General features: G+C 70.4%; 18 protein-coding genes and 1 tRNA gene. 11 read left to right on the top strand and 8 right to left on the bottom strand.

The features are described 5' to 3' along the window. Positions 1–205: 205 nt before the first annotated feature. Positions 206–913 carry a M24 family metallopeptidase gene (locus CG747_RS16255; protein WP_257980454.1) on the bottom strand — a complete coding sequence of 236 codons (708 nt, stop codon included), beginning with the start codon at positions 911–913 and terminating at the stop codon, positions 206–208. Positions 914–1,564: 651 nt separating this feature from the next. On the opposite strand from CG747_RS16255, the gene CG747_RS16250 reads away from it, so the two are divergent. Further along, positions 1,565–2,341 (top strand): class I SAM-dependent methyltransferase, encoded by a 777-nt coding sequence (locus tag CG747_RS16250; protein WP_100602452.1) that lies wholly within the window; start codon positions 1,565–1,567, stop codon positions 2,339–2,341. Between the two features lie 204 nt (positions 2,342–2,545). Here CG747_RS16250 and CG747_RS16245 read toward each other — a convergent pair whose 3' ends face one another. Together CG747_RS16245 and CG747_RS16240 are read right to left on the bottom strand one after the other, a co-directional pair. Continuing rightward, positions 2,546–4,390 (bottom strand): FG-GAP-like repeat-containing protein, encoded by a 1,845-nt coding sequence (locus CG747_RS16245; protein ID WP_100602451.1) that lies wholly within the window; start codon positions 4,388–4,390, stop codon positions 2,546–2,548. Positions 4,391–4,457: 67 nt separating this feature from the next. After that, the gene (locus CG747_RS16240; RefSeq protein ID WP_100602450.1) at positions 4,458–5,177 is read right to left on the bottom strand and encodes a hypothetical protein; all 720 of its coding nucleotides are present in this window, start codon (positions 5,175–5,177) and stop codon (positions 4,458–4,460) included. 409 nt (positions 5,178–5,586) lie between these two features. On the opposite strand from CG747_RS16240, the gene CG747_RS16235 reads away from it, so the two are divergent. Together CG747_RS16235 and CG747_RS16230 are read left to right on the top strand one after the other, a co-directional pair. Continuing rightward, complete coding sequence (locus CG747_RS16235) at positions 5,587–6,732, top strand: hypothetical protein (RefSeq protein ID WP_100602449.1); 1,146 nt, start codon at positions 5,587–5,589, stop codon at positions 6,730–6,732. 43 nt (positions 6,733–6,775) lie between these two features. Continuing rightward, entirely contained in the window at positions 6,776–7,312 is a 537-nt protein-coding gene (locus CG747_RS16230; protein ID WP_100602448.1) for a hypothetical protein, read from the top strand. Between the two features lie 53 nt (positions 7,313–7,365). Here the strand turns inward: CG747_RS16230 and CG747_RS16225 are convergent, their stop codons facing one another. After that, complete coding sequence (locus CG747_RS16225) at positions 7,366–8,892, bottom strand: RICIN domain-containing protein (protein WP_100602689.1); 1,527 nt, start codon at positions 8,890–8,892, stop codon at positions 7,366–7,368. Positions 8,893–9,235: 343 nt separating this feature from the next. On the opposite strand from CG747_RS16225, the gene CG747_RS16220 reads away from it, so the two are divergent. Beyond that, positions 9,236–9,544 (top strand): hypothetical protein, encoded by a 309-nt coding sequence (locus CG747_RS16220; protein WP_100602447.1) that lies wholly within the window; start codon positions 9,236–9,238, stop codon positions 9,542–9,544. A 337-nt stretch (positions 9,545–9,881) separates the two neighbouring features. Continuing rightward, positions 9,882–10,796 (top strand): endo-beta-N-acetylglucosaminidase H, encoded by a 915-nt coding sequence (locus CG747_RS16215; protein ID WP_100602446.1) that lies wholly within the window; start codon positions 9,882–9,884, stop codon positions 10,794–10,796. 175 nt (positions 10,797–10,971) lie between these two features. On the opposite strand, the gene CG747_RS16210 is transcribed toward CG747_RS16215, so the two are convergent. Then, entirely contained in the window at positions 10,972–11,712 is a 741-nt protein-coding gene (locus CG747_RS16210) for a VOC family protein (protein WP_100602445.1), read from the bottom strand. Positions 11,713–11,897: 185 nt separating this feature from the next. Here CG747_RS16210 and CG747_RS16205 point away from each other — a divergent pair, with 185 nt between their 5' ends. The 4 genes from CG747_RS16205 to CG747_RS16185 all read left to right on the top strand — a co-directional run bounded on the left by CG747_RS16205 (position 11,898) and on the right by CG747_RS16185 (position 17,593). Then, positions 11,898–12,497: a carboxymuconolactone decarboxylase family protein gene (locus CG747_RS16205; RefSeq protein WP_100602444.1), complete on the top strand. Its 600-nt coding sequence runs from the start codon at positions 11,898–11,900 to the stop codon at positions 12,495–12,497. A 17-nt stretch (positions 12,498–12,514) separates the two neighbouring features. Further along, on the top strand, positions 12,515–13,381 hold the full coding sequence (locus tag CG747_RS16200) for an RNA polymerase sigma-70 factor (RefSeq protein ID WP_100602688.1): 867 nt from the start codon (positions 12,515–12,517) through the stop codon (positions 13,379–13,381). Positions 13,382–13,568: 187 nt separating this feature from the next. After that, entirely contained in the window at positions 13,569–16,217 is a 2,649-nt protein-coding gene (locus tag CG747_RS49465; RefSeq protein WP_257980453.1) for an MFS transporter, read from the top strand. 266 nt (positions 16,218–16,483) lie between these two features. Then, positions 16,484–17,593 (top strand): polyprenyl synthetase family protein, encoded by a 1,110-nt coding sequence (locus CG747_RS16185; RefSeq protein WP_100602443.1) that lies wholly within the window; start codon positions 16,484–16,486, stop codon positions 17,591–17,593. A gap of 186 nt (positions 17,594–17,779) precedes the next feature. Here CG747_RS16185 and CG747_RS47320 read toward each other — a convergent pair whose 3' ends face one another. Both CG747_RS47320 and CG747_RS16180 read right to left on the bottom strand, forming a co-directional pair. Next, complete coding sequence (locus CG747_RS47320) at positions 17,780–17,971, bottom strand: hypothetical protein (RefSeq protein ID WP_146022092.1); 192 nt, start codon at positions 17,969–17,971, stop codon at positions 17,780–17,782. Positions 17,972–18,148: 177 nt separating this feature from the next. Beyond that, positions 18,149–18,222, bottom strand: a tRNA-Met gene (locus CG747_RS16180). A 271-nt stretch (positions 18,223–18,493) separates the two neighbouring features. On the opposite strand from CG747_RS16180, the gene CG747_RS16175 reads away from it, so the two are divergent. Then, positions 18,494–18,925, top strand: coding sequence for a nuclear transport factor 2 family protein (locus CG747_RS16175; RefSeq protein WP_100602442.1), 432 nt, complete (start codon positions 18,494–18,496; stop codon positions 18,923–18,925). Between the two features lie 90 nt (positions 18,926–19,015). On the opposite strand, the gene CG747_RS16170 is transcribed toward CG747_RS16175, so the two are convergent. Next, the gene (locus tag CG747_RS16170; RefSeq protein WP_100602441.1) at positions 19,016–19,378 is read right to left on the bottom strand and encodes a helix-turn-helix transcriptional regulator; all 363 of its coding nucleotides are present in this window, start codon (positions 19,376–19,378) and stop codon (positions 19,016–19,018) included. A gap of 201 nt (positions 19,379–19,579) precedes the next feature. Here CG747_RS16170 and CG747_RS16165 point away from each other — a divergent pair, with 201 nt between their 5' ends. After that, a complete protein-coding gene (locus CG747_RS16165) occupies positions 19,580–20,902 on the top strand; it encodes an MFS transporter (RefSeq protein WP_100602440.1) in 1,323 nt (440 codons plus the stop codon). Positions 20,903–20,960 lie beyond the last annotated feature (58 nt).

Here is a 20,960-nt window from a genome sequence, read left to right as displayed (position 1 = left end):
ACCAGCACCGTAGAAAGATCGAATTTCCGGCCCGTCACACGACAGGAGTGTGCGGGGTTACGCCCCGCGCACACGCCCCGACAGGGCCGTGTGAGGCGAGCGGGCCCGTTGCGACCCGGTCGGGGAGGCGGCGCCGGGCCGTCACGCCGCGCGATCCGGGGCCCCGCGGGGACGGTGCCTGCGCGCCGGACCGCGGAGCGGGGCGTCAGGCGAGGTCGAGGAGTTGTTCGTAGAAGCCGCCGAAGCCCCGTTCCCGGTCGATCAGATGGAGTTCGAGAATCCAGTGGCACGTCCGGCCCGCCCGGTCCGTGCGGCGCAACGGGGTGTCGTTCTCCGGCGTGATGTAGGAGTCGGCCTTGGCGCCGTCGTTCGTCTCGTGCGGGAACTCGCCGACCAGGTGGCCGGCGTGCCAGATGCCGATGGTCCAGCCGGCCGCCGCGGCCAGGCGCTCGACCTCGGCGTGCAACTGCCGTCCGGTGACCTCCGGATGGGCGGCGAAGAAGGCCCGGCCGGCGTCGAAGATACGCGGCAGGTCCTGGCGGAGACGGTGCTTGTGCGAGTCGTCGCCGAAGACGTACGTGCGGCCGAAGTCCGCCTCGTACTCCTCGAAGATCGGGCCGAAGTCGGCGAACGCGATGTCATCGGACCCGATGACCCGGTCCGGCGGATTCTCCCGGTACGGCGCGAGGGTGTTGGGCCCGGAGCGGATGATCCGCTTGTGCCAGTGCTTGGTGGTGCCGAACATCTCGTTGGCCAGGTCCCGGATCAGGTCGCTGACCTCGCGCTCACCCCGGCCGGGCACCACCAGCCCACGAGCCTCCACCTCGGCGAACAGCGCAATGGCCTTCTCCTGAGCCGCAACCAGCCCTTCGACCCGCCGGGCTTCCGGCACGTCGGGTGTCTCGTCTGTCACGAGGTCTTTCCCTCCCGTGGTGGCGGGCGCACCGCCGGCATCGGCACAGCGGGGCGGCGTTGCACACGCCCGGCCCGTTGCTGACGGTTGCTCGGCAATGCCGGATGGCGGCGTTGCGGACACCCTCGTTCGATCATCGTATGCCGCATCCGCAGGTGCAAGAAGATTCCCGCCAAACGGACACCCGTCCCGCCAGACTCCGGCCTTCCTCTGCGCCCGTTTCCCCTCGCCGGACCTCCCGACCCGGTGCCGACTGTCGCTACCTCCAATATCCCAAGCCCACCTGCGTTGCGATTTGGGTGATTGGCCAAGCAATTGGCAGGTGATTGTTGAATCCCCACCGCAGATGCAGGATGGGCGGGGAAAGACACCGGCGTGAAGGAGGCGGGGCAGGTGGCCGACAGCGGGTACGAAGGTGACGTCCGCACGTGGTTGCCGGACATCGGCGTGTGCGCGCCACCGCCCCCGGAGTGCGCGCCCGCGCAGACACCCGGCCGCGAACGCACCGACAGCGGCCGGAAACGGCCCCGGCTCTGCTCATAGCGCTCCCAGCCAGCACCGTCACGGGCCCGTTCACGCCGACCGGCACACAACCGGCGGCGTGTGGGCTCGTCTTCCCCTGATCCTGCTCACGAGGCGAGGTAAGGCCCCATGACCACACGAACCCACGACGGCAGCGCCGGCGACGTCGACTACGGCGCGATCGGCTCCGGATACTCCTCCTTCCGCCGCCCGGACGCGCGCATCGCCCGGTTCATCGCGGAGACCCTGGACGACTCCCGGACGGTACTCAACGTCGGCGCCGGCGCCGGCTCCTACGAGAGCGCGGCTCGGGAAGTGACGGCGGTCGAGCCTTCGGAGTCGATGCGCGCCCAGCGGCCCACGCAGCTCGCCCTGGCGATCGACGCCGTCGCCGAGGACCTGCCCTTCGCCGACGGGGAGTTCGACGGGGCGATGACGCTGTTCAGCGTGCACCAGTGGTCCGACGTCCAGGCCGGCCTGCGCGAGATGCGCCGCGTGACCCGCGGCCCGGTCGTCCTCCTCACCTGCGATCCCGACCTGGTACGGGACTTCTGGCTGTACCGGTACGCGCCCGAGGTCCTCGACACCGAGGCCCGCCGCTACCCGCCCATCGAGGAACTGGCCGCCGCCCTCGGCGGCACCAGCACGGTCCAGACCGTGCCCATCCCCCTGGACTGCACGGACGGCTTCAACGAGGCGTACTACGGCCGCCCCGAGATGCTGCTCGACCCGGCGGCCCGCCAGGCGTGTTCGGCCTGGAGCTTCGTCGACGACCGCGTTCGCGAACACTTCGACACGACCCTGCGCCACGACCTGGACTCCGGTGCCTGGGACGAGGAGTTCGGCCACCTGCGCAAGCAGCCGACCTACGAAGGATCGCTCGTCATCGTGCGCGCGACCCCGTGAGCGCCGGAGGGACAACGCCACGCCGGTACCCGGCGAAACCAAGCGAGCACCGCGGGCCGCGGGCAAGCGCCCCACCCGCCGGACGTGAGCTTTGCTTGCCGGTTCCGCCTCGCCCTCGATCCTTTCCCGTTACGGCGGTTGCCCGACGTGCGGCCTCGCAGGCGAAGGCGTGCCAGGCCGCACATCGGGTCGGGGTGACAGGAGTTATCGGGTCCTGAAGCGGCGGAAGAGGTTTCGGGCCACGTACACCCCCGGGCCGCCGAAGCCGACGATGTCGACGCGCCCGTCACCGGTGATGTCGGCGAGGAAGCGGGGGTGGCGGTCGACCCGCCAGCCGCCGGCGTCCTCGTTGTGCCCGAACCCGCGGCACACCAACTGGGCCTGCTCGAAACGGCCTTCGCCGCGACTGTGCGACACCCAGACCCCCTCGTCGCCGAAGCCGACGATGTCCGGGTCGCCGTCGCCGGTGACGTCGGCGAGGAAGCGGAGGTGCTTCCCGCTCGTCCACCCCTGGGCGAGCCCGAAGTCGTTCAGGACGAGCTTCGAGGGCTCGAACGTGCCGTCGCCGCGCCCGCGTGACACGACGACGCCCTGCGGGCCGAACCCGACGATGTCCAGTGCTCCGCCTTCGGTGGTCCTGAGCAGGAACCGGGGGTGCTCCTCGACCGAGCTCCACCCCTGGTCGACCCCGAAGTCGTCGAGGACGTACAAAGGCTCGGCGAACGTCCCTTCCTCGTCCTGGAGGGAGACCCAGACGCCGTCGTCGTGGCAGCCGACGATGTCGAGCCTGCCGTCGCCGGTGGTGTCGGCGAGGAAGCGGGGGTGCTTGTCGGCCAGCCAGCCACCCGCCTTCTCGTCGTGGCCGAACGCCCGGAGAACGGGTTCGTCGGCGATCGGCGCGAACTTTCCCTCCTCGTCTTGGAGGGAGGCCCAGACGCCGTCGTCGTGGCAGCCGACGACATCGAGCCTGCCGTCGCCGGTGGTGTCGGCGACGAAGCGGGGGTGCCTGTCGGCCAGCCAACCACCTGCCTGCTGCCCGTGTCCGAACGCCTTGAGGACCAGCTCGCCGCCCGCGGGCGCGAACTTCCCTTCCTCGTCCTGAGCGGACACCCGGACACCGTCGGTGGCAAGCACGACGATGTCGGGCCGGCCGTCGCCCGTCGTGTCCACGAGGGTCCACAGGTCCGCGGGGTTCGGGGAGGGCACGGCCTGGTGCAGGACGCGCTCGTCGTCGAACGTCCCGTCGCCTCTGCCGGACGATGCCACGGCGCCCTTCGCGGGTTTGAGCCCCACGATGTCCGACCGCTTGGCTCCTGTGGTGTCGGCGAGGAACCGCGCCCCGGCCCCGGCCCACCAGCCCGATTGCCCGCCGGGAGAGCGGTTGGCCCCGTCGCTCTTCCATTCCCCGGCGTCCTTGTCGCTCCCGAACTGCTCAAGGACCAGCAGCATGTTGCTGAACGAGGGCGTCGCGTCGGGTGTCGGCCGCAGCGCGGTCGAGCGGTCCAGCCGCCAGGACTGGCGGCCGTTCCAGTGGCCCAGCGCTGCCCAGCGCAGCACGGGGTCGCTGGTGCGCTCGGGCTCGGCCGGGACGAACCGCCACCGCTGGCTCTCCGCGCCGTCGTCGTGCTCGCGCAGGACGATCCGGGTGTCGTCCTCGCCGGGGTCGTCGAGGTCGAGAACGGCGCCATCGGTCGCGCCCTCGATGAAGTAGAGGCCCGCTTCGCCCTCAACGGGGACGACGTGCCACTGCTGGCCCTTCTTGCCGGCGGCGGCGTCCCACTGGCGGACGCCGCGGTCCTTGGCGGCAGGGTTGTCGAGTACCTTTCCGCTGACCGCGTTGCGGATCACATATGCCTGGTCGTCCGGTGCTTGCTCGCCTTGCGCGGCTGGTACGGGGGCGAGCTGCCACTGCTCCGGGCGCGGGCCGTCATCGGGGAAGTCGCGGACGACGAGCGCACCGTCCGCGCTCGGCGCGGCCTTGGCGCCGAGGGTCTTCCCCGTGGCGGCGTTGACGATCTCCAGTTTCAGTTCTTCCGTGGGCACGGGCATCGTGGTGCCTCTTCCAGGCAGTGCGGGCGTTGGCTCGGGACGGGTCTGGCACGGCGGTGGCCGCGGATCACGTGAAGACGTGGTGGTACGGGACGTTCCACTCGCTGGGCAGCCGCGGGTAGAACGTGTTGATGACCGTCCCGGTGAAGTCCCCACCCCAGTTGTAGGTGAGGCGCGTCTCGCTGTCGGCCGTGACCGCATGGTCCTTGAACCCGAGGATGGCGTCGGGGTGGGTGATCGGCACGAAGGTGATCCCGCCCCACGGCGTCACCGTGACGACCCAGAGCTGGGTGTCCTCGGGTGCGCCGTTCTTCCCGCGCCACTTGTCGCCGACCTTGTCGGGGAGGCCGACCTGGACGGTGTCGGCCGTGCTCTTGGGGGCGTCCTGGTTGACGGTGATGCGCCTGCGCCGCGGCTTCGGCGCTCCGTCGTCGCCGCGCCCGCCGTCGGCTCCGCCCGCACCGGCGGGTGTCGGCGACACCTGGCCCGCGGCGCTCTCGATGAAGTACAGCGGTCGCTGCCCGAAGAAGCCGCCGGGGGTGATGTACCAGAGGTGGCCCTGCGCCTCCTTGGTGGCCGGGTCGAGCGCGGTGGCCAGTTTGACCCCCTTGTCGTGGCTCTCCTCCTTCAGCTCGGCGGGCCGCAGGTAGCCGCCGTTGAAGGCGTGGACGAGCATGACCGGCCGTTGTTCGAGCAGCGCTGCCACGATTGCGTTGTCATAGCTGTTCACCGCCACCGGGCCGCCGACCACCAAATTCGCCATCGCCGTGCGTTCTTGGGTGTACATCGCGGAAACCTCACCTGTTCTGAATGTGGAGAACAACGCGTCAGGCGCTCAGTTCAGTGGTTTGTCCCGCGGCGTTACCGCAGGCCCAATGGCCCTCGATCGAAACGACTCCGAAACGAATTTAATGACCGAAGCGAATGCCCTCGCCCAAGGAAACGGTTGAGGTCGCAACATTCACGGACAGGACGGTCGGAGGGGCATCGATCGAGTGGCCGACGGTGAGTCAACTTACCTCCGTCCAGGACGAGTTGAGGACGGAAGTCGAGCCTTTATCACTCGAATGGGCGTGATGTGCGGAGGCGCCTTCCCGGGCAATGGACCCCGTGCTACGTTCGATTTTCGGAACGTGCGCAGATGTCTGTTTACATTTCGCCGAGCGCGGTTCGACCAGATCAGTTGAGGACGGGGAATGCCTTCCAACGCGTACAACCTGGAACGGGTCAAGCGCCAGCCGCTGACGAAGAAGAACCTGCGGGAACTCAACATCGAGCAGACCTGGCAGTCCATCCTGGACCACCCCAGCCTGGTCTACGTCGACGACTACGGTGTGCGGCACAAGCCCGTCGGATTCTCCATGAACAAGTCGAGCTTCGGCACTTTCCCCGGGTCCGCGTTCAAACTCGGGTGGCTCGCCTACATGAACCTCGGGGAGCCGCTGATCGAGGAGCGGCGCAATGTCGGCCAGCCCCCGCCCGACACGTTCTCCTCGCGCACCTATGTCAACCGCAGCCAGAATTCCTCGATGGACTTCACCGACTCGGTCGAGTTCACCGTGTCGAACGAGGTCACATGGTCGCTTCAGGGGGAGGCGCAGCTCACCTTCGGCGGCAGTGTCAGCGCCGAGCTCCAGCTGCAACTGCAGAACCAGCTCCAGCTGGACCTCCAGACGCAGCTCCAGGCGGAGGTCGGGGCGGAGCTTCAGACGCAGCTTCAGAACGGCCTGGAGAACAAGAACACCAACACCGTGACCAATGAGAACAGCAAGGACGACATCGGGGTGGACAACGCGAACGCCACCGAGACGGGCGCGACGAACTCGGTGACGAACTCGGCGACGGGCTCCGCGACCGCCTCGGCGGCGAACTCCGTGACCAATTCGCTGGCGTTCACGACGATGGGCAGCGCCACCGGCAACGCGGAACTCAACGCCCAGTTGATGCTGGGCATCCAGGCTTCCGTCGGCGGCTCCCTGACCACCAGCTGGGCCTCGAACTCGCAGATCTCCGGCAAGGTCCCGCCGGGCTCCCGCGTGGAGACCATCGTCACGCAGCGGCGTGTCCGCAAGCAGTACTCCTACGAGATCCCGGTGACCTTCTCCGGGTTGCTCGCGGTGATGTACGACGTGCCGGTGGCGGTACTGGCGCCCCCGCAGTCCGGTGACCACCCCGGTCTCAACCGGTTGGTGGCCCGCGACATCGGCGACCTCGACCTGGCGGCCGGCGGCTTCCGTATGAAGGGGCTGGCCGAGGTCGTCTCCGCCCTGGAGGTCCACCACACGATGTTCGACGGCGAGAGCCTGACCGGCAGCGAACGAGAGCTGCACAAGAAGCCTTGACCGGGCGGGCGGCGCCGCCACGACGAGACCAGGGGTGACAAACATGGTGTTCGACAACATCTTCGGCTTCGCGGGCAAGGGCGCGGGGCTCTTCTCAGTGACCACCGACGGCACCAAGCCGCAGCCGGGGGCCGGCGTCGACTTCGAGGACGCCGACGACGACACCTACGACGACACGAGCGCGAGCCTGTTCAACAACTCGATCCACGGGGCTTCCTCCCGGGCCAAGGTCGTGCAGGAGACATCGCCCGAAGCTCGGGCCATCCTGGGCTTCCTCGGCTCCTTCATCCAGACCACCCAGGCGTCGGCCGGCGCGCAGGCCCAGTACGCCCAGAATCCCGGTTCGGTGTCCACGGCGGCGTCCGCCGGCATGCGGGAGTCGAGTTCGACGGTGACGGAGCACGACGGCCTCCAGAAGGACGAGGACCTGGCGAACACGCCGAAGAAGAGCGACTACACCCAGCCTCCCAAGTCCCCCAAGGCTCCCGAGGCCCAGGCTCCCAAGGCCCCTTCGGCCCCCGAGGCGCAGGCTCCCAAGGCGTCCAAGGCGACCGCCGACCGCCCGTCCCGTTCCGAGTAGCTTCCGCATGCCGAGGGGGCAGGGGCGATCTCGCCCCTGCCCCCTCGCGTGTGTCACACGGGGAGCAGCTGCCACTGCCGTTCCCGGTGGTCGCCCTCCGCCCCGTGCTGCTGGATCGCGGTGCGGGCGTTGGTGTCGACCCGTAGGAGCAGACCGCTGTTCCGGTTCGCGATCTCGTACACCCGCGGGGTGCCGGTCACGGAGCCCACCGGGATCAGCCTCCACTGCTGGTGGTGTGCGTCCCCGCCCTCGTAGGCGCGTTGCGCGACCACCGCCCCGTGCAGCTCCTGTGCTCCGACGACCTCCAGGACCTTGCCGCTGCGTACGTTCTCGATCCTGTACAGGACGTCGCCGTTGTCCTGGCCCGCCACGACCAGCCGCCACCGCTGGTGAGCCCTGGGGGTGGCAAGGGCCTGGTGGACCTCGGCGCCGTCCTTGGTGGACTCACGCAGGACCGCCATCCGCAACCTGCTCCGGACGTTGGCCCAGGAGACCACCGTGCCCGAATCGGGCAGCCCGGCCAGCTTCGCCGATGCGATCTTCCGAATCCGGTGGTTGTCGTAGTCGGCGACATAGAGGGTGTCGACGCAGTCGACAGCGAGCCCCAGCGGCTTGTTCAGCTGGGCCGAGGCTGCCGGGCCGTCGTCGCCGCCGAAGCCCGCGGTGCCCGTGCCGGCGACCGTGCTGATCGTCCCGTCGGCCGTGACCTTCCGGACCCGGTGATTGGCGTGGTCGGCGATGTAGAGGGTGCCGGCGCTGTCCACCACCACCCCCAACGGGAGGTTCAGCTGGGCCGAGGCTGCCGGGCCGTCGTCGCCGCTGAAGCCCGCGGTGCCCGTGCCGGCGACCGTGCTGATCGTCCCATCGGCCACGACCTTCCGGACCCGGTGGTTGTGGGCATCGGCGATGTAGAAGTCGCCCGCGCCATCCACCGCCACCGCGAACGGGCGATTCAACTGGGCTGAAGCCGCTGGACCGCCGTCCCCCTTGGATCCCGCGGTCCCGTTCCCCGCGACCGTGCTGATCGTCCCGTCGGCCGTGATCTTCCGGACCCGGTGGTTGTTGTACTCGGCGATGTAGAGGACGCCGGTGCTGTCCACCGCCACCCCGAGCGGGAGGTTCAACCGGGCGGCGGTGGCGAGGCCGCCGTCGCCGCTGAAGCCCGCGGTGCCCGTGCCGGCGACCGTGCTGATCGTCCCGTCGGCTGTGATCTTCCGGATCCGGTGGTTGCCGGCATCGGTGATGTAGACGGCGCCTGCGCTGTCCACCGCCACCTCGCGCGGGCCGTTCAGTTGGGCCGAGAGGGCAGGGCCGTTGTCGCCCCGGTAGCCTGCGGATCCAATGCCCGCGACCGTGCTGATCTTCCCGTCGGTCGTGATCTTCCGGACCCGGTGGTTGCTGTGGTCGGAGAAGTAGAGGGTGCCGGTGCTGTCCACCGCGATCCCGTACGGGCGGTTCAACTGAGCCGCAACGGCCGGATCGTTGTCCCCTTTGAACCCGGCGACTCCGGTCCCCGCGACCGTGCTGATCGGAGGGGCCGAGTCCTCGCCACCCGTGGTTGCCGCCTGGGCATTGCTCATCGTCATCCCTTCACCGTTAACCGACCGCCTACTACTGGCGGTTGTCGGTTGATTCCAGAAAGTCACAGGAGCATCGGGTTGACAAGTACACTTCCGAGTGATCCTCATGAAGTGCGACGTCAACGCGCCTTATTGGCAGGGCAGTTGGGCCCGAAGGCGCCGGACGTGAAGCTGCTCGCGGATCCGTCTGGTCTGGAACGTCGCGACGTGGGTAACCTCAGGCGAGCCGGCCGCGGCTGTACCGCCGATTTGGCGATGAATGCCATGCCCGATCGTTTAGTGATCGTTTATCGAGGTCCGACAGAGTGTGGAGTGTCGGGAAGGATCCTTCACAGGGGACGGTATGGCCAAGCTGTATCTGGAGAAGCTCAAGTGCGTCACGACTGAGGGCTGGAGCGGCTTCGACGAGCCGAGGCTTGTCGTCCAGGATCGCGGCACCGTGTGGAACGGCACGGTGTTGGGGGACCGGATGTACACCGTCAAGTACGACTGCGACTTCACGGGAAGGATTGCCGTCTCTCTCTGGGACGACGGGGGACCGGACGGGGATGGCAGGCCCGGGAGGCAGTGGATCACTGATACGCCGGGTGAGCGCAGTCTGCACTTCCGGGCGGATGGAGCCGAGTACAGGCTGCTGTTTGCGGTGGAGTAGTCGGTTCGGCCTGTAGGGGGAGAGGGCCGGCCGGTCGTAGGTTGACCAGCCCGAGTTCGGGGGTACTCGGGCGCATTGGTTCCTGTGAGGTAGTGGAAAGCCCCGTTCGGCTTTGGCCGGGCGGGGCTTTTCCGAGTCCTGGGGCTCGACCGCGGGGAGGATGCCACAGGATCGGCCGTCGTGCCCCGCCAGGTCCTCCGGGCCGTGGGTGCGGGGAGCGATCGGCAACGGTGCACCTTCGAGCAGGATGAGTGCGGATCCAGGGGCATGCGCCCTGCCTAGGATGCGTCCGCCCGGGGCAAGTTCACGGTGCCCCCCATCGACGGGAGATCGGTACATGACTTTCAGTTCTGGTCGAGGCGCAACGCGAAGGGTTGTGGTTGCGTTTCTGGTCATAGCGGCGCTCTTAGCCGGCGCCAAGGCGACCACCCCTGCGGCGGCGGCAACTGCCAAGAAGGGGCCCACCTCGGTGGCCTATGTCGAGGTGAACCGCAACAGCATGCTCAATGTCGGCAAGTACACCCTGGCCGAGGGCGGCGCCAACGTCTTCGATGTCGCGGTCATCTTCGCCGCCAACATCAACTACGACGCCACCAAGAAGTCGGCCTACCTGTACTTCAACGAGAACGTCCAGCGCGTCCTCGACAACGCGGCGACCGAGATCCGACCGCTGCAGGCCAAGGGCATCAAGGTGATGCTGTCGGTGCTCGGCAACCACGAAGGCGCGGGCTTCGCCAACTTCCCGTCCAAGGAAGCAGCCTCGGCGTTCGCCAAGCAGTTGTCCGACACCGTCGGCAAGTACGGCCTGGACGGCATCGACTTCGACGACGAGTATGCCGAGTACGGGAAGAACGGCACGGGACAGCCCAACGACAGCTCTTTCGTCTACCTGGTCTCCGCGCTGCGTGACTACATGCCCGACAAGCTCGTCTCCCTGTACAGCATCGGCCCGTCGGCGGACCGGCTGTCCTACGGCGGCGTGGACATCTCGTCGAAGTTCAACTACGCGTGGAACCCGTGGTACGGGTCGTGGCAGGTACCGAGCATCCGGCTGCCCAAGGCGAACCTGTCCCCGGCAGCGGTCCAGATCGGAGCCACGTCTCCGAGCACCGCAGCCGACCTTGCCCGGCGAACCGTGGGTGAAGGCTATGGCGTGTACCTGACCTACGACCTGGACGGTTCCGACCAGCACGACTACATCTCCGGTTTCACCAAGGAGCTGTACGGCAGCGACGCCGTCTACACCCCGTAACGCCGATCCGACAGCACATCGGCGGATCACCGGCGGATCCGGAGCCGGATCGAGGCGAGGGTAGCGGCCGGGGTGGTTGCGCACGGACGGCAGGGAGTGCCGCCAGGTGGGCAACTCCCCGGCCGCTTCTTCGTCGTAAGGGCTCCACGTAAGGGCTGCGCTTCAGGGCTGCGTGTCAGGACGGGGCGAGGACGCAGAACTCGTGGCCCTCCGGGTCGGCCAGGCATGTCCACGGGACGTCGCCCTGGCCGAGGTCGAGGTCGGTGGCGCCGAGGGCCCGCAGCCGGGCCACCTCCGCTGCCTTGTCGTCACCGGGGTACGGCAGCAGGTCAAGATGGACGCGGTCCGGGCCGGTCTTCACGCCGGGCGTGCGGAGGAATTCGAGATACGGGCCGATGCCCTTGGCGGAGCGCAGCACCGCAAGGTCGTCGGTCACCTCGTGCAGGGTCCAGTCCGTCGCCTCGCCCCAGAACCCGGCCATGGCCCGCGGGTCCGCGCAGTCGACCACCACCGCGGCGATCGGCCCGGTGTCCCGGTAGGTCTCCCGCGGCTCCAGCACGCAGAACTCGTTGCCCTCGGGGTCGGCGAGGACCGTCCACGGCACGTCGCCCTGGCCCACGTGGGTGGGCGTCGCGCCGAGAGCCCGGAGGCGCGCGACCAACTCCGCCTGATGGGCCGCGGAGGTGGTGGCGAGATCGAGGTGCACCCGGTTCTTGGTTGTCGTCTTGGGTTCCGGGACGGGAACGATGTCGATGCAGAGGGAGACCGGGTCCGGCCACACGGGGCCGCCGCCGGGGCCGACGTAGGTGGTCACACCGGGGTGGTAGGCACGCCAGCCGAGCGCCTCCGCCCAGAACCGGCCGACGGCCGAGCCGTCAAGAGCCTTGATGTTCACCTGGACAGGTCGCAGTGCCATGCCGGCGATCCTATGCGCCCGTTCGGCAACGGCCTCCGCACCGTCGCCGCACGGAGATCGACGAACGCCGCCGAGGTCGACGCGGTGGTTGTCACATTCTCGGGCCCGGCGGTGTCTTCATGGCAGACAGGCAAACAGGCCGACGTACCGGCCGATGCACAAGCCGATGCACAAGGAGAGACATCATGGCGCTACGCGTTCCGAAGGCGGAGCTTCCCGCGGAGCTCGCGGAGAGCATGACCAAGCAGCTCGGTGCCGTGCCCGAACCGGTCGAGGTCACGTGGCACAGTCCCGAAGTCGCCATGGACAACCTGGAGTTCGGGGCCAAGGTGGGCAAGTGGGCCGCGGCCGACGAGAGCCTCAAGTCGTTCGCGCACATGGCCGTCGCGGCGCAGGTCGGGTGCAGTTGGTGCCTCGACACCGGCTACTTCCAGGCACAGAACCAGAATCTGGACCTGGCCAAGGCGAGCCAGGTGCCGCGGTGGCGGGAGTCGGAGGTGTTCACGCCGCTGGAGCGGGAGGTACTGGAGTATGCCGAGGCGATGACGAGCACGCCGCCGACCGTCACCGACGAGCTGTCGGCGAGCCTGCTCGACCGGCTCGGCTCGGCGGCGCTGATCGAACTCACCGCCTTCATCGCCTTCGTCAACCTGGCGACCAGGAACAACACGGCACTCGGGATCCAGTCGCAGGGCTTCTCCGCGGCCTGTGAGGTTCCGCTGGCCGCGCGCTCCGAGAACTCCGGCGTGGCACCGACGGCAGGACCGGGGACCCGTTCGTCATGACCGAGGACCCGTTCGTCATGACCGAGGACCCGTTCGTCGCCCATCGCAGTCTGCTGTTCACGGTCGCCTACGAGATGCTCGGGTCGGCGGCCGACGCGGAGGACGTGGTGCAGGAGTCGTGGCTGCGCTGGGCCGACGCCGACCGCTCGCAGGTGCGCGACCCGCGGGCGTACCTCGTCCGGGTCGTCACGCGGCAGGCGCTCAACCGGCTGCGAACGTTGTCGCGCAGCCGCGAGGAGTACGTGGGGGAGTGGCTGCCGGAACCGCTGCTGACCAGCCCTGATGTCGCCGAGGACGTCGAACTCGCGGAGAGCGTCTCGATCGCGATGCTCACCGTGCTGGAGACGCTCGGGCCGGCGGAGCGGGCGGTGTTCGTGCTCCGCGAGGTGTTCGCGATGCCGTACGGCGAGATCGCCGAGGCCGTGGGGAAGTCCGCGGCCACGGTGCGGCAGATCGCGCGGCGCTCACGCGAGCATGTGGCGGCCCGACGGCCGCGTGCGCGGGTGAGCCGGTCGGAGCAGCAGGCCGTGGTGGAGCGGTTTCTGGTCGCGTTGCGCACCGGGCGGTTGCAGGAGCTGATGGAGGTCATGGCGCCGGATGTGGTCCTGATCGCCGATGGCGGCGGGCTGGTGGCCGCGGCGCCGGCTCCGATCCACGGGGTCGAGCGGGTGGCGCCGCTGCTGGCGCGTGCGAACCAGGTGGTCGCCGGGTTCGAGACGACGGCCGTATGGCTCAACGGCGCGCCCGCGGGCCGGATCGAGATCGACGGCGAGCCGTCCGCGGTGAGCGTGGCGGTGGAGGACGGACGGGTCACCCGGATCTACGTGGTGCGCAACCCGCGGAAGCTGACCCGGCTGGACGCCTTGGCGGAACTCGCCAGGTGAGTCCGCTGCCGGTGTGGCGTCGTGGGTGTCCCGGACGGTGAGCGCACCGTCCGGGACACCATCAGCGCAGGGTGACGGCGTCGGACGGGTGCGCGCGATCGTGGGGCCGCGGTGGGGCCTTGTGCTTTTCCGGCAAGGAAGTGTGGAAGCCGCTACCGGGGCCCATACCGTGGATTATCTTTCCCCCGTGGACCAGTTGATCTCCTCAGACCCGACGCACATAGGTCCGTACCGCCTGATCGCCCGCCTGGGCGCCGGCGGTATGGGCCTGGTCTATCTGGGTCGCTCCGAGGCCGGGCGGACCGTCGCGGTCAAAGTCGTCCAGGCCGAGCACGCACAGCACCCGGAGTTCCGCCGGCGCTTCGCCCGCGAGGTGGCGGCCGCCCGGAAGGTGGGCGGTTCCTGGACGGCGGCCGTGCTCGACGCCGACACCGAGGCCGCGGTGCCCTGGGTGGCGACCCAGTACATCCCGGGGCCCGACCTGACCACCGTGGTGGCACACGACTTCGGACCGCTGCCGGAGAACTCCGTGCGAGTGCTGGCCAACCGCCTGGCCCTCGCCCTGGAGGCGGTGCACGGGGCGGGCCTGATCCACCGGGACCTCAAGCCGTCCAACGTACTGGCCACCGTGGACGGACCGCGCGTGATCGACTTCGGTATCGCGCGGGCCATGGACAGCCTCGCCGAAGACAGCCTCCACACCCGCACCGGCATGCTGATCGGCTCCCCCGGCTTCATGTCGCCCGAGCAGGTACGCGGCCTCGAACTCACCCCCGCCAGCGACGTGTTCTGCCTGGGCGCCGTCCTCGTCTACGCCGCCACCGGACGCCTCCTGTTCGGCGCCACCGAGACCGGTCTGAACGCCCACCTCTTCCGGATCGCCGAGGAGGAGCCGGATCTGACCGGCGTACCGGAGTCGCTGCTCGATCTCGTCCGCCAGTGCCTCGACAAGGACCCGGCCGGGCGGCCCACCCTCCAACAGGTCGCAGCCCGCACGGCGGCGGACGGCGGCACGGACGCCGAGGGGGAGTGGCTGCCGGGCGCGGTACTCGCCCAACTCGGCCGCCATGCCGCCAAGTTGCTGGACTTCGCCCCCGAAACGACCGCCGGCACGCCCGGTGCCACGCCCCTCGCGGACCCGGGCATCCCGTCCGGGCAGCCGCAGCCCCCGGTACCTCCGCCGCCCGCGTACGCGCCCACCGCCCCGGCGGACGTCGTTCCCCCGCAGGGCTTCGGACCACCCCCGGGCATGGGCCCGCACGCCTGGGCCACACCCACTTCCCCGCCCCACCCCCAGGACTCGCCGTTCCCGCACCCCAAGCGCTGGTGGGGCCTGGCGGCGGTCGCCCTCGTGCAGTTGCTCGTCGTGCTCGATGCGGCGTCCCTGCGCATCGCGATCCCGTCCGTCATGGCCGATCTGCACGTACGCGGCGACGACCTGAGCGCGATATTCACCGGGTACGAACTGGCCTTCGTCGGGCTGCTGCTGCTCGGTGGGCACCTCGCGGACCTGGTCGGCCGCAAACGGATGCTGGTCATCGGGCTGGTCGGCTTCGCGGTGGCCGGCGCGATCGGCGGGATGGCCCCCACGCCCGGCGTCCTGGTCTGGGCCCGCGCCCTCCAGGGCGCCTTCGCCGCACTGCTGTCGCCGGCCGCCCTGGGCGTGGTGGCGGCCAACTTCACCGAGCCGAAGGCACGCGGCAGGGCCTTCGGGGTCTACGTCGCGATCGCCGCCGGCGGCTCGACGGTCGGTCTGCTCAGCGGTGGTTGGCTGCTCAACCTGAGCTGGCGCCTGTGCCTGTTTGCCAACGTCCCGCTCGCCGTGATCGCTGTGATCGCCGTGGCCGCCCTGGTGCACGACCGCCCGGTCCGTACCGCCCCCCGCCTCGACATCCTGGGCCTGCTGCTCGGCTCCGGCGGGGTCCTCGCCCTCGTCTACGGCTTCCAGGAGGCGGGCACGCGCGGTTGGACGGACCTCCTGGTGCCGGCGCTTCTCGTGGTCGGCGCCGTCCTGCTGGTGAGCTTCGTACGGTGGCAGCTCAGCACCCCCGCCCCACTCCTCCCGTCGTACGTCATCAGGGATCGCAGCCGTATCGGCTCCCTCCTCACCTTGTTCCTGGCCGGTGCCGGCACGCTCGCGCTGTTCCCGACGCTGACGGCGTACCTGGAGAACTACCGTGGCTACTCCCCGTTCGGCACCGCCCTGGCCGTGCTGCCCGCGGCCGCCGCGATCGTCATCGGCTCCACCCAGGTCTCCGGCCGCCTGCTGCACCGCACAGCGCCGCGCAACCTGATCGTGCCGGGCCTGCTGCTCGCGGCGCTCGGCCTGCTGCTTCTGACCTTCCTCGCGTCCGACAGCGGGTACGCCACCCTGCTCCTGCCCGGCATGCTCCTCGCCGGCCTCGGCCTCGGCATGGCCCTGATGCCGCTGTACCACCTCGCCACGGCCGGCGTCGCCGCGCCGGACGCCGGTGGGGGAGCGGCAGTGACCAGCACGGCCGGCCAGGTGGGCGGGGCGCTCGGCACGGTGCTGTTCAGCGGCGTCCTCACCGCCGCGCTCGCCGCCCAACTTCAGACGGTACCCGGGCTTTCACCGGCCTTCGTCCGCGCGGCCCGGGACGGCCGCATCCTCAGCGGGCGAGGGCTTCCGCCGCAGCTGGCGGAGGTGGTCGACAAGGCGGCGCTCGGCGGCTACACCGTCGTCCTGTGGTGCTCGATCGGCGTCACGCTGCTCGCGGTCCTGGCCGCGGCGCTGCTCGTCAGGTCCACCGGACCGGCCACCCCCCAGCCCACCGGACCGACCTTCCCGGCCTACGACCAGCAGGGCACCTACTGACCGCACGCCCCGGAGGCAACGAGGGACGCGCACGCGCACGCGTACGGGCGTGCGCGGACGCTCCGCCGTCACCGTCACGGTCACCGACGATGGCCGTCGACCGGCGTCGGCAACCGCCAGGCTCCGGCCTCGTGCGGTCACCCCTCGCGGCCCCCGGGGCGTGCGGCCGGCTGCCGGTCCGTGGGACCCGACCTGCTCGCCCTCCCGGCGGGACCCGGTCGCCCCACCCGTACATTGGGCACGCACCCATGCGGAGAAAGGACTTCATGAACCCCCTGGCAGCCGCCGCCGAAGAGCGCCTCGCCGCGCACCGGCGCCGCTTCGACGCGGCCTTCGAGACGTACTTCACGCGCCTGGGGGAGACCTTCGACACCCCGCCGCGGGGGCGCTTCACCCCCCAATGCCTGGAACTGCTGAGGGACTTGTCCCTGCGCGGCGGCAAGCGGCTCCGTGTGGTCCTGCTCTACGAGGCGGCCCGCCTGGTGACCACCGAGGACGTACCCGGCCTTGTGGAGGCCGCGCTCAGCATCGAACTGCTCCAGACGCACGGACTCATCCACGACGACGTCATCGACGATTCGCCGGTGCGCCGTGGCGGCCCCTCGACCTACTACGCCTACCGCACCGCGTTCCCCGACCACGAGCGCACCGCCCTGGGCCTGACCGTGCTGGCCGGGGACCTCGCCGCGTTCCTGTCGCTGCGGGTGCTGCTGGAGGCGGACGTCCCCGCCCCGCTGCGACAGGCCATGCTCGACGTGCAGTCCCGCGCGGCCACGGACGCGGTCGCCGGCCAGATCCTCGACCTGGAGCGGGACTTCGAGGACCTGCCGGACGAAGAACTCCTGCACGCCGTCACCGAGTACAAGTCGACCCGGTACTCCGTCCTGGCCCCGCTGCGCCTCGGACTCCTCGCCGCGGGCGAGGACCTCGAACGCCACGACGCCCGCCTGCGCCGCTATGCCACCCTGGTCGGCGTCTGCGGGCAGCTGCGCGACGACTACCTCGACCTCTTCGGCGACGACGCGGCCCTGAGCAAGCCCCCGGGCGGCGACCTGCGCGCGGGCCGCCGTACCTACGCCCTCCGCGCCATTCTGGAGCGGGCCGATGCGGCGGACCGGGCCGTCGTGGAAGCCGTTCTGGGCGATCCCCACTGCACGCCCGACAGCATCGAACGCGTCCGGGACATCGCCCGCCGCCAGGGCACCGACGGCCGACTCCGCGCCGACCTGAGGCGCTATGCCGAGCGCGCCGCCGCCGAGGCGTCCGGCTGGGGCGAGTGGTGGCGGGAGGAGGCGGTGGGACTGTTCACGCACCTGCCGCTGCGCATGGCCCAGATAGCCGGGGCCCCCGACGAGGACGCGAACCCGCGCCCCTGAGCCGGGCCGCTGCCACCACGTCCCATGGCCACCGCGGCCCGGACTGCCGGACACGGGATTCGGCCTGGTCGTCGCGGAGCATCACCCCGGACCGGTGCACAGAAAAGCTCCCCGGCCGGGCCGGGGAGCGAAACGGTCGATGGACCGTGTGGACCGCGGGGATTTCCGCGGAGCCCGTCCGACGGGTCAGAGGCGGGTGCCCAGGATGCTCCAGTCGACCGGGAGGGGGTGGTCCGTGAACAGGCCGCTCAGAGGCATCTTGAGGTGGGCCTGAACGGGGGTGTCGTCCTTCGGCTCTGCCGCGGCCTGTGCGGACACGGGGCCGAGCAGCAGCATGGCAAGCGCGAAACCGGTGAGTGTACGGCGGGTGTTTGTCATGGTTTGCCAACGATTCGACGGCGGCGACGTCACCACACGGCCTCCCCTCATCTGCGCCAGAGAGCATCGCGTTCCCACGCGGCCGGTACGGGCACCATGGCGGCGGCGTGGGCAGACGGGCATCGCCCTGAACGCAGTGAAGGCCCGGTATCCACCGGGCCTTCACTTTCGAACGAGTAGCGGGGACAGGATTTGAACCTGCGACCTCTGGGTTATGAGCCCAGCGAGCTACCGAGCTGCTCCACCCCGCGTCGGTAGGTTGAACTGTACGGCATCGATCCCGCTGAACCGAATCGGCTTCTGCCTGGGGCGACGGTCGCCTCCGCGGGCGCCGTCGGCGGATCGCCGGCATGGGCCGTGCCTGTCTTCCCGAGGTGGTGGGCCCGGCCGGTTTCGGCGGCCATTGATCGCGTTTCGTGAAGGGTGTGTTCGCGGAGTGCGCCTTGGTCGGTGCGGTGCCTGCGACTTGACTGTGGTCAGGCGGAACGGCCGCCCGGTTCAGCGGAGTGACAGGAGTACCTCATGTCGAGCATGGAGCCCAGGGACGTGGTGCGGCGCTACTTCGACGCGCTGGCGGCCGGCGATCAGGACGTGGTCCGGGACTCCTGGGCCGAGGACGGCAGTTGCTGGTACGGCGGCGACCTGCCGATCTCGGGCACCTGGCAGGGGCGGGACCAGGTGATCGACGGATTCCTGGCGACGGCCTTCGCTCATCTGGACCCGGACCGGGAGGTCGGCGTGCGGGTCACCAACGTCTTCGGTGAGGGGGAGCAGGTGCTTGTGGAGTGGGACTCGTGGGCGACCGGCAAGACCGGCAGGCCGTACCAGCAGCGGAACATCGGCGTCTTCACCGTCCGCGCTGGGAAGATCGTCAACATGCGCGAGTACGCCGACACCCAGCACTGGGAGCGCGCCCTGGTCGCCGATCCCTCCGATGCGCGCTGCCAGCCGTAGCCGTAGCCGTCCCGAACCGGTTGCCGGGACCTTCGTTCCGGCCCCGGCGGAGTCCCGTGGCGGTGCGGGCGGACGGCGCCGGGCCCGCGGTCACTCCCGCCAGGCGGCGACCAGAGCCAGCAGGCCGGGGAACCGGGCCTCCAGATCCTCGATCCGGACGTGGCTGCGCCGCTCCAGTCCGTACTGCCGCTGGCGGATCAGCCCGGCCTCCCGCAGGGCGCGGAAGTGGTGGGTGAGCGAGGACTTGGGGCGGTCGAGCCCGAACCACCCGCAGGTGTGGTCGAAGTCCTCCGACTCCAGCAGCAGGGTGCGCACGATCCCCATCCGCAGTGGGTCGCTCAGCGCGCCCATGACGACCTCCAGCCGCAGGGCGTCCCGCTCGGGCTCCGGCAGCGGCTCGGGTGCGTCGGCCGGTACGGGTCGCTGGAGCGCGGCGATGTCGGGCCGGGACATACCGGCCCGGTGCGCCCCGTCGGACCGCGATCCGCTCCGCCCCGCTGTCGTGGACGACGTCCCTGTGCTCATCCCGGCACTCCTCCCGTTCGGCGAGTCCAACCCTAGTACGACTTGCATCGTACTGTAGTTGCCTGTACGAATCTTCTCGTACCGCCTGTACGAAAGTTCTCGTACAGGCTGGATGAGGAGGGGACACCCATGCCTGTAACCCGTACGGCACCCGAGCCCGGAACCCGTGCGCCACGCCCGACCGCGGCCCGTGCGGTGCCGGCGCCCCGGCCGACGCTCCCGCCGGGGCCCGGTTCGACGCCCGGACCGGTCGCGGCGATGCGGGCCGCGGCGCCGCCGCCGACCAGGGAGATCTGGTTCGCCGCCTGGCCGGTGGTCGCCCTCTTCATCCTGTCGAACACCGCGATGCCGCTGTACGCGGTCTGGCAGCGCCAACTCGCCTTCAGCTCCGGCACCCTGACGCTGATCTACGCGGCCTACATGGTCGGACTGCTGGGCGCGCTGCTGGTGGCGGGGGTCGCCTCGGACCGCGTCGGACGGAAGCCGGTCCTGGTGCCGGCGCTGCTCCTGGGCCTGGTCGCCTGCCTCGTCTACGCCACCGCGCCCTCGGTGGCCGCCCTGGTCGTCGCCCGCCTGCTGACCGGCGTGGCCACGGGCGCCGCCGTGTCGGCCGGAATGGCGGCGGTGACGGACATCGCGGCCGGCCGGAGCAGCGGGCCGCTGCTGGCGTCCACCGGGATGGTCCTGGGCGCCGGGATCGGCCCCGTACTTGCCGGGGTGCTGTCGGAAACCGCGCCCGGACCGACCCTCACCGTCTTCGTCGTGGAAGCCCTCCTGCTGGTCACCGCGTTGGCGTCGGTGGTCAGGATGCCGCTGCCCCGGCGGGACCGGGGATCCGGCGCGGCCGCGTCCGGCTCCTGGGTGCGGCTGCCCGCCGTGCCCAGGGCCAACCGGCGCCATCTCGTCCTCGGGCTGGCCGCGTTCGCCCCGGGCATCAGCGCCACCTCCTTCGTGCTCTCGCTCGGCCCGTCACTGCTGGCCGGCCTGCTGGGCACTGCGAACCGGGCGCTGGCGGGCGGGATGGCGCTGGCGATGTTCCTGTCGGCCACCGGCGTGCAGTTCGCGCTGCGGCGGATGGCCGTCCGCACCGTCCTGCTGACCTCCGGTGCGGCCACCGTCGCCGCCACCCTGGCGCTGGTCACCGCCGTCCACACCGCCGCCCTCGCGCCCCTGGTCGCCGCGGTGGTGCTGGCCGGCGCGGGGCAGGGCGCCGGCCAGCTGGGCGGGCTCACCCTGCTCAGCCGCGAGGTCCCGGCCGCCCGCCGCGCGGAGGCCAACGCGGCCCTGAACGCCGGGGGTTACCTCCTCGCCGGCGTCCTCCCCGTCGCCGACGGATACCTCAGCGACGCCATCGGTCTGCCCGCGGCCGCCACCGCATTCGGCCTCGCCGTCGCCGCCCTGGCCGCGGCGGGCGCGGCGCTGGTCGCGGTACGGGGCGGGGACACGCCCTAGAAGGCTCATGAAGATCTTGGGGTTCTGGCCCCGCCGCGTGAGCGGCGGGGCCAGACTT

It is taken from the genome of Streptomyces sp. CB02959 (assembly GCF_002803155.1).
In the GTDB taxonomy this organism is placed as follows: domain Bacteria; phylum Actinomycetota; class Actinomycetes; order Streptomycetales; family Streptomycetaceae; genus Streptomyces.
The sequence above is the reverse complement of the archived record's forward strand: the minus strand, read 5'-3'. Positions and strand labels throughout refer to the sequence as shown.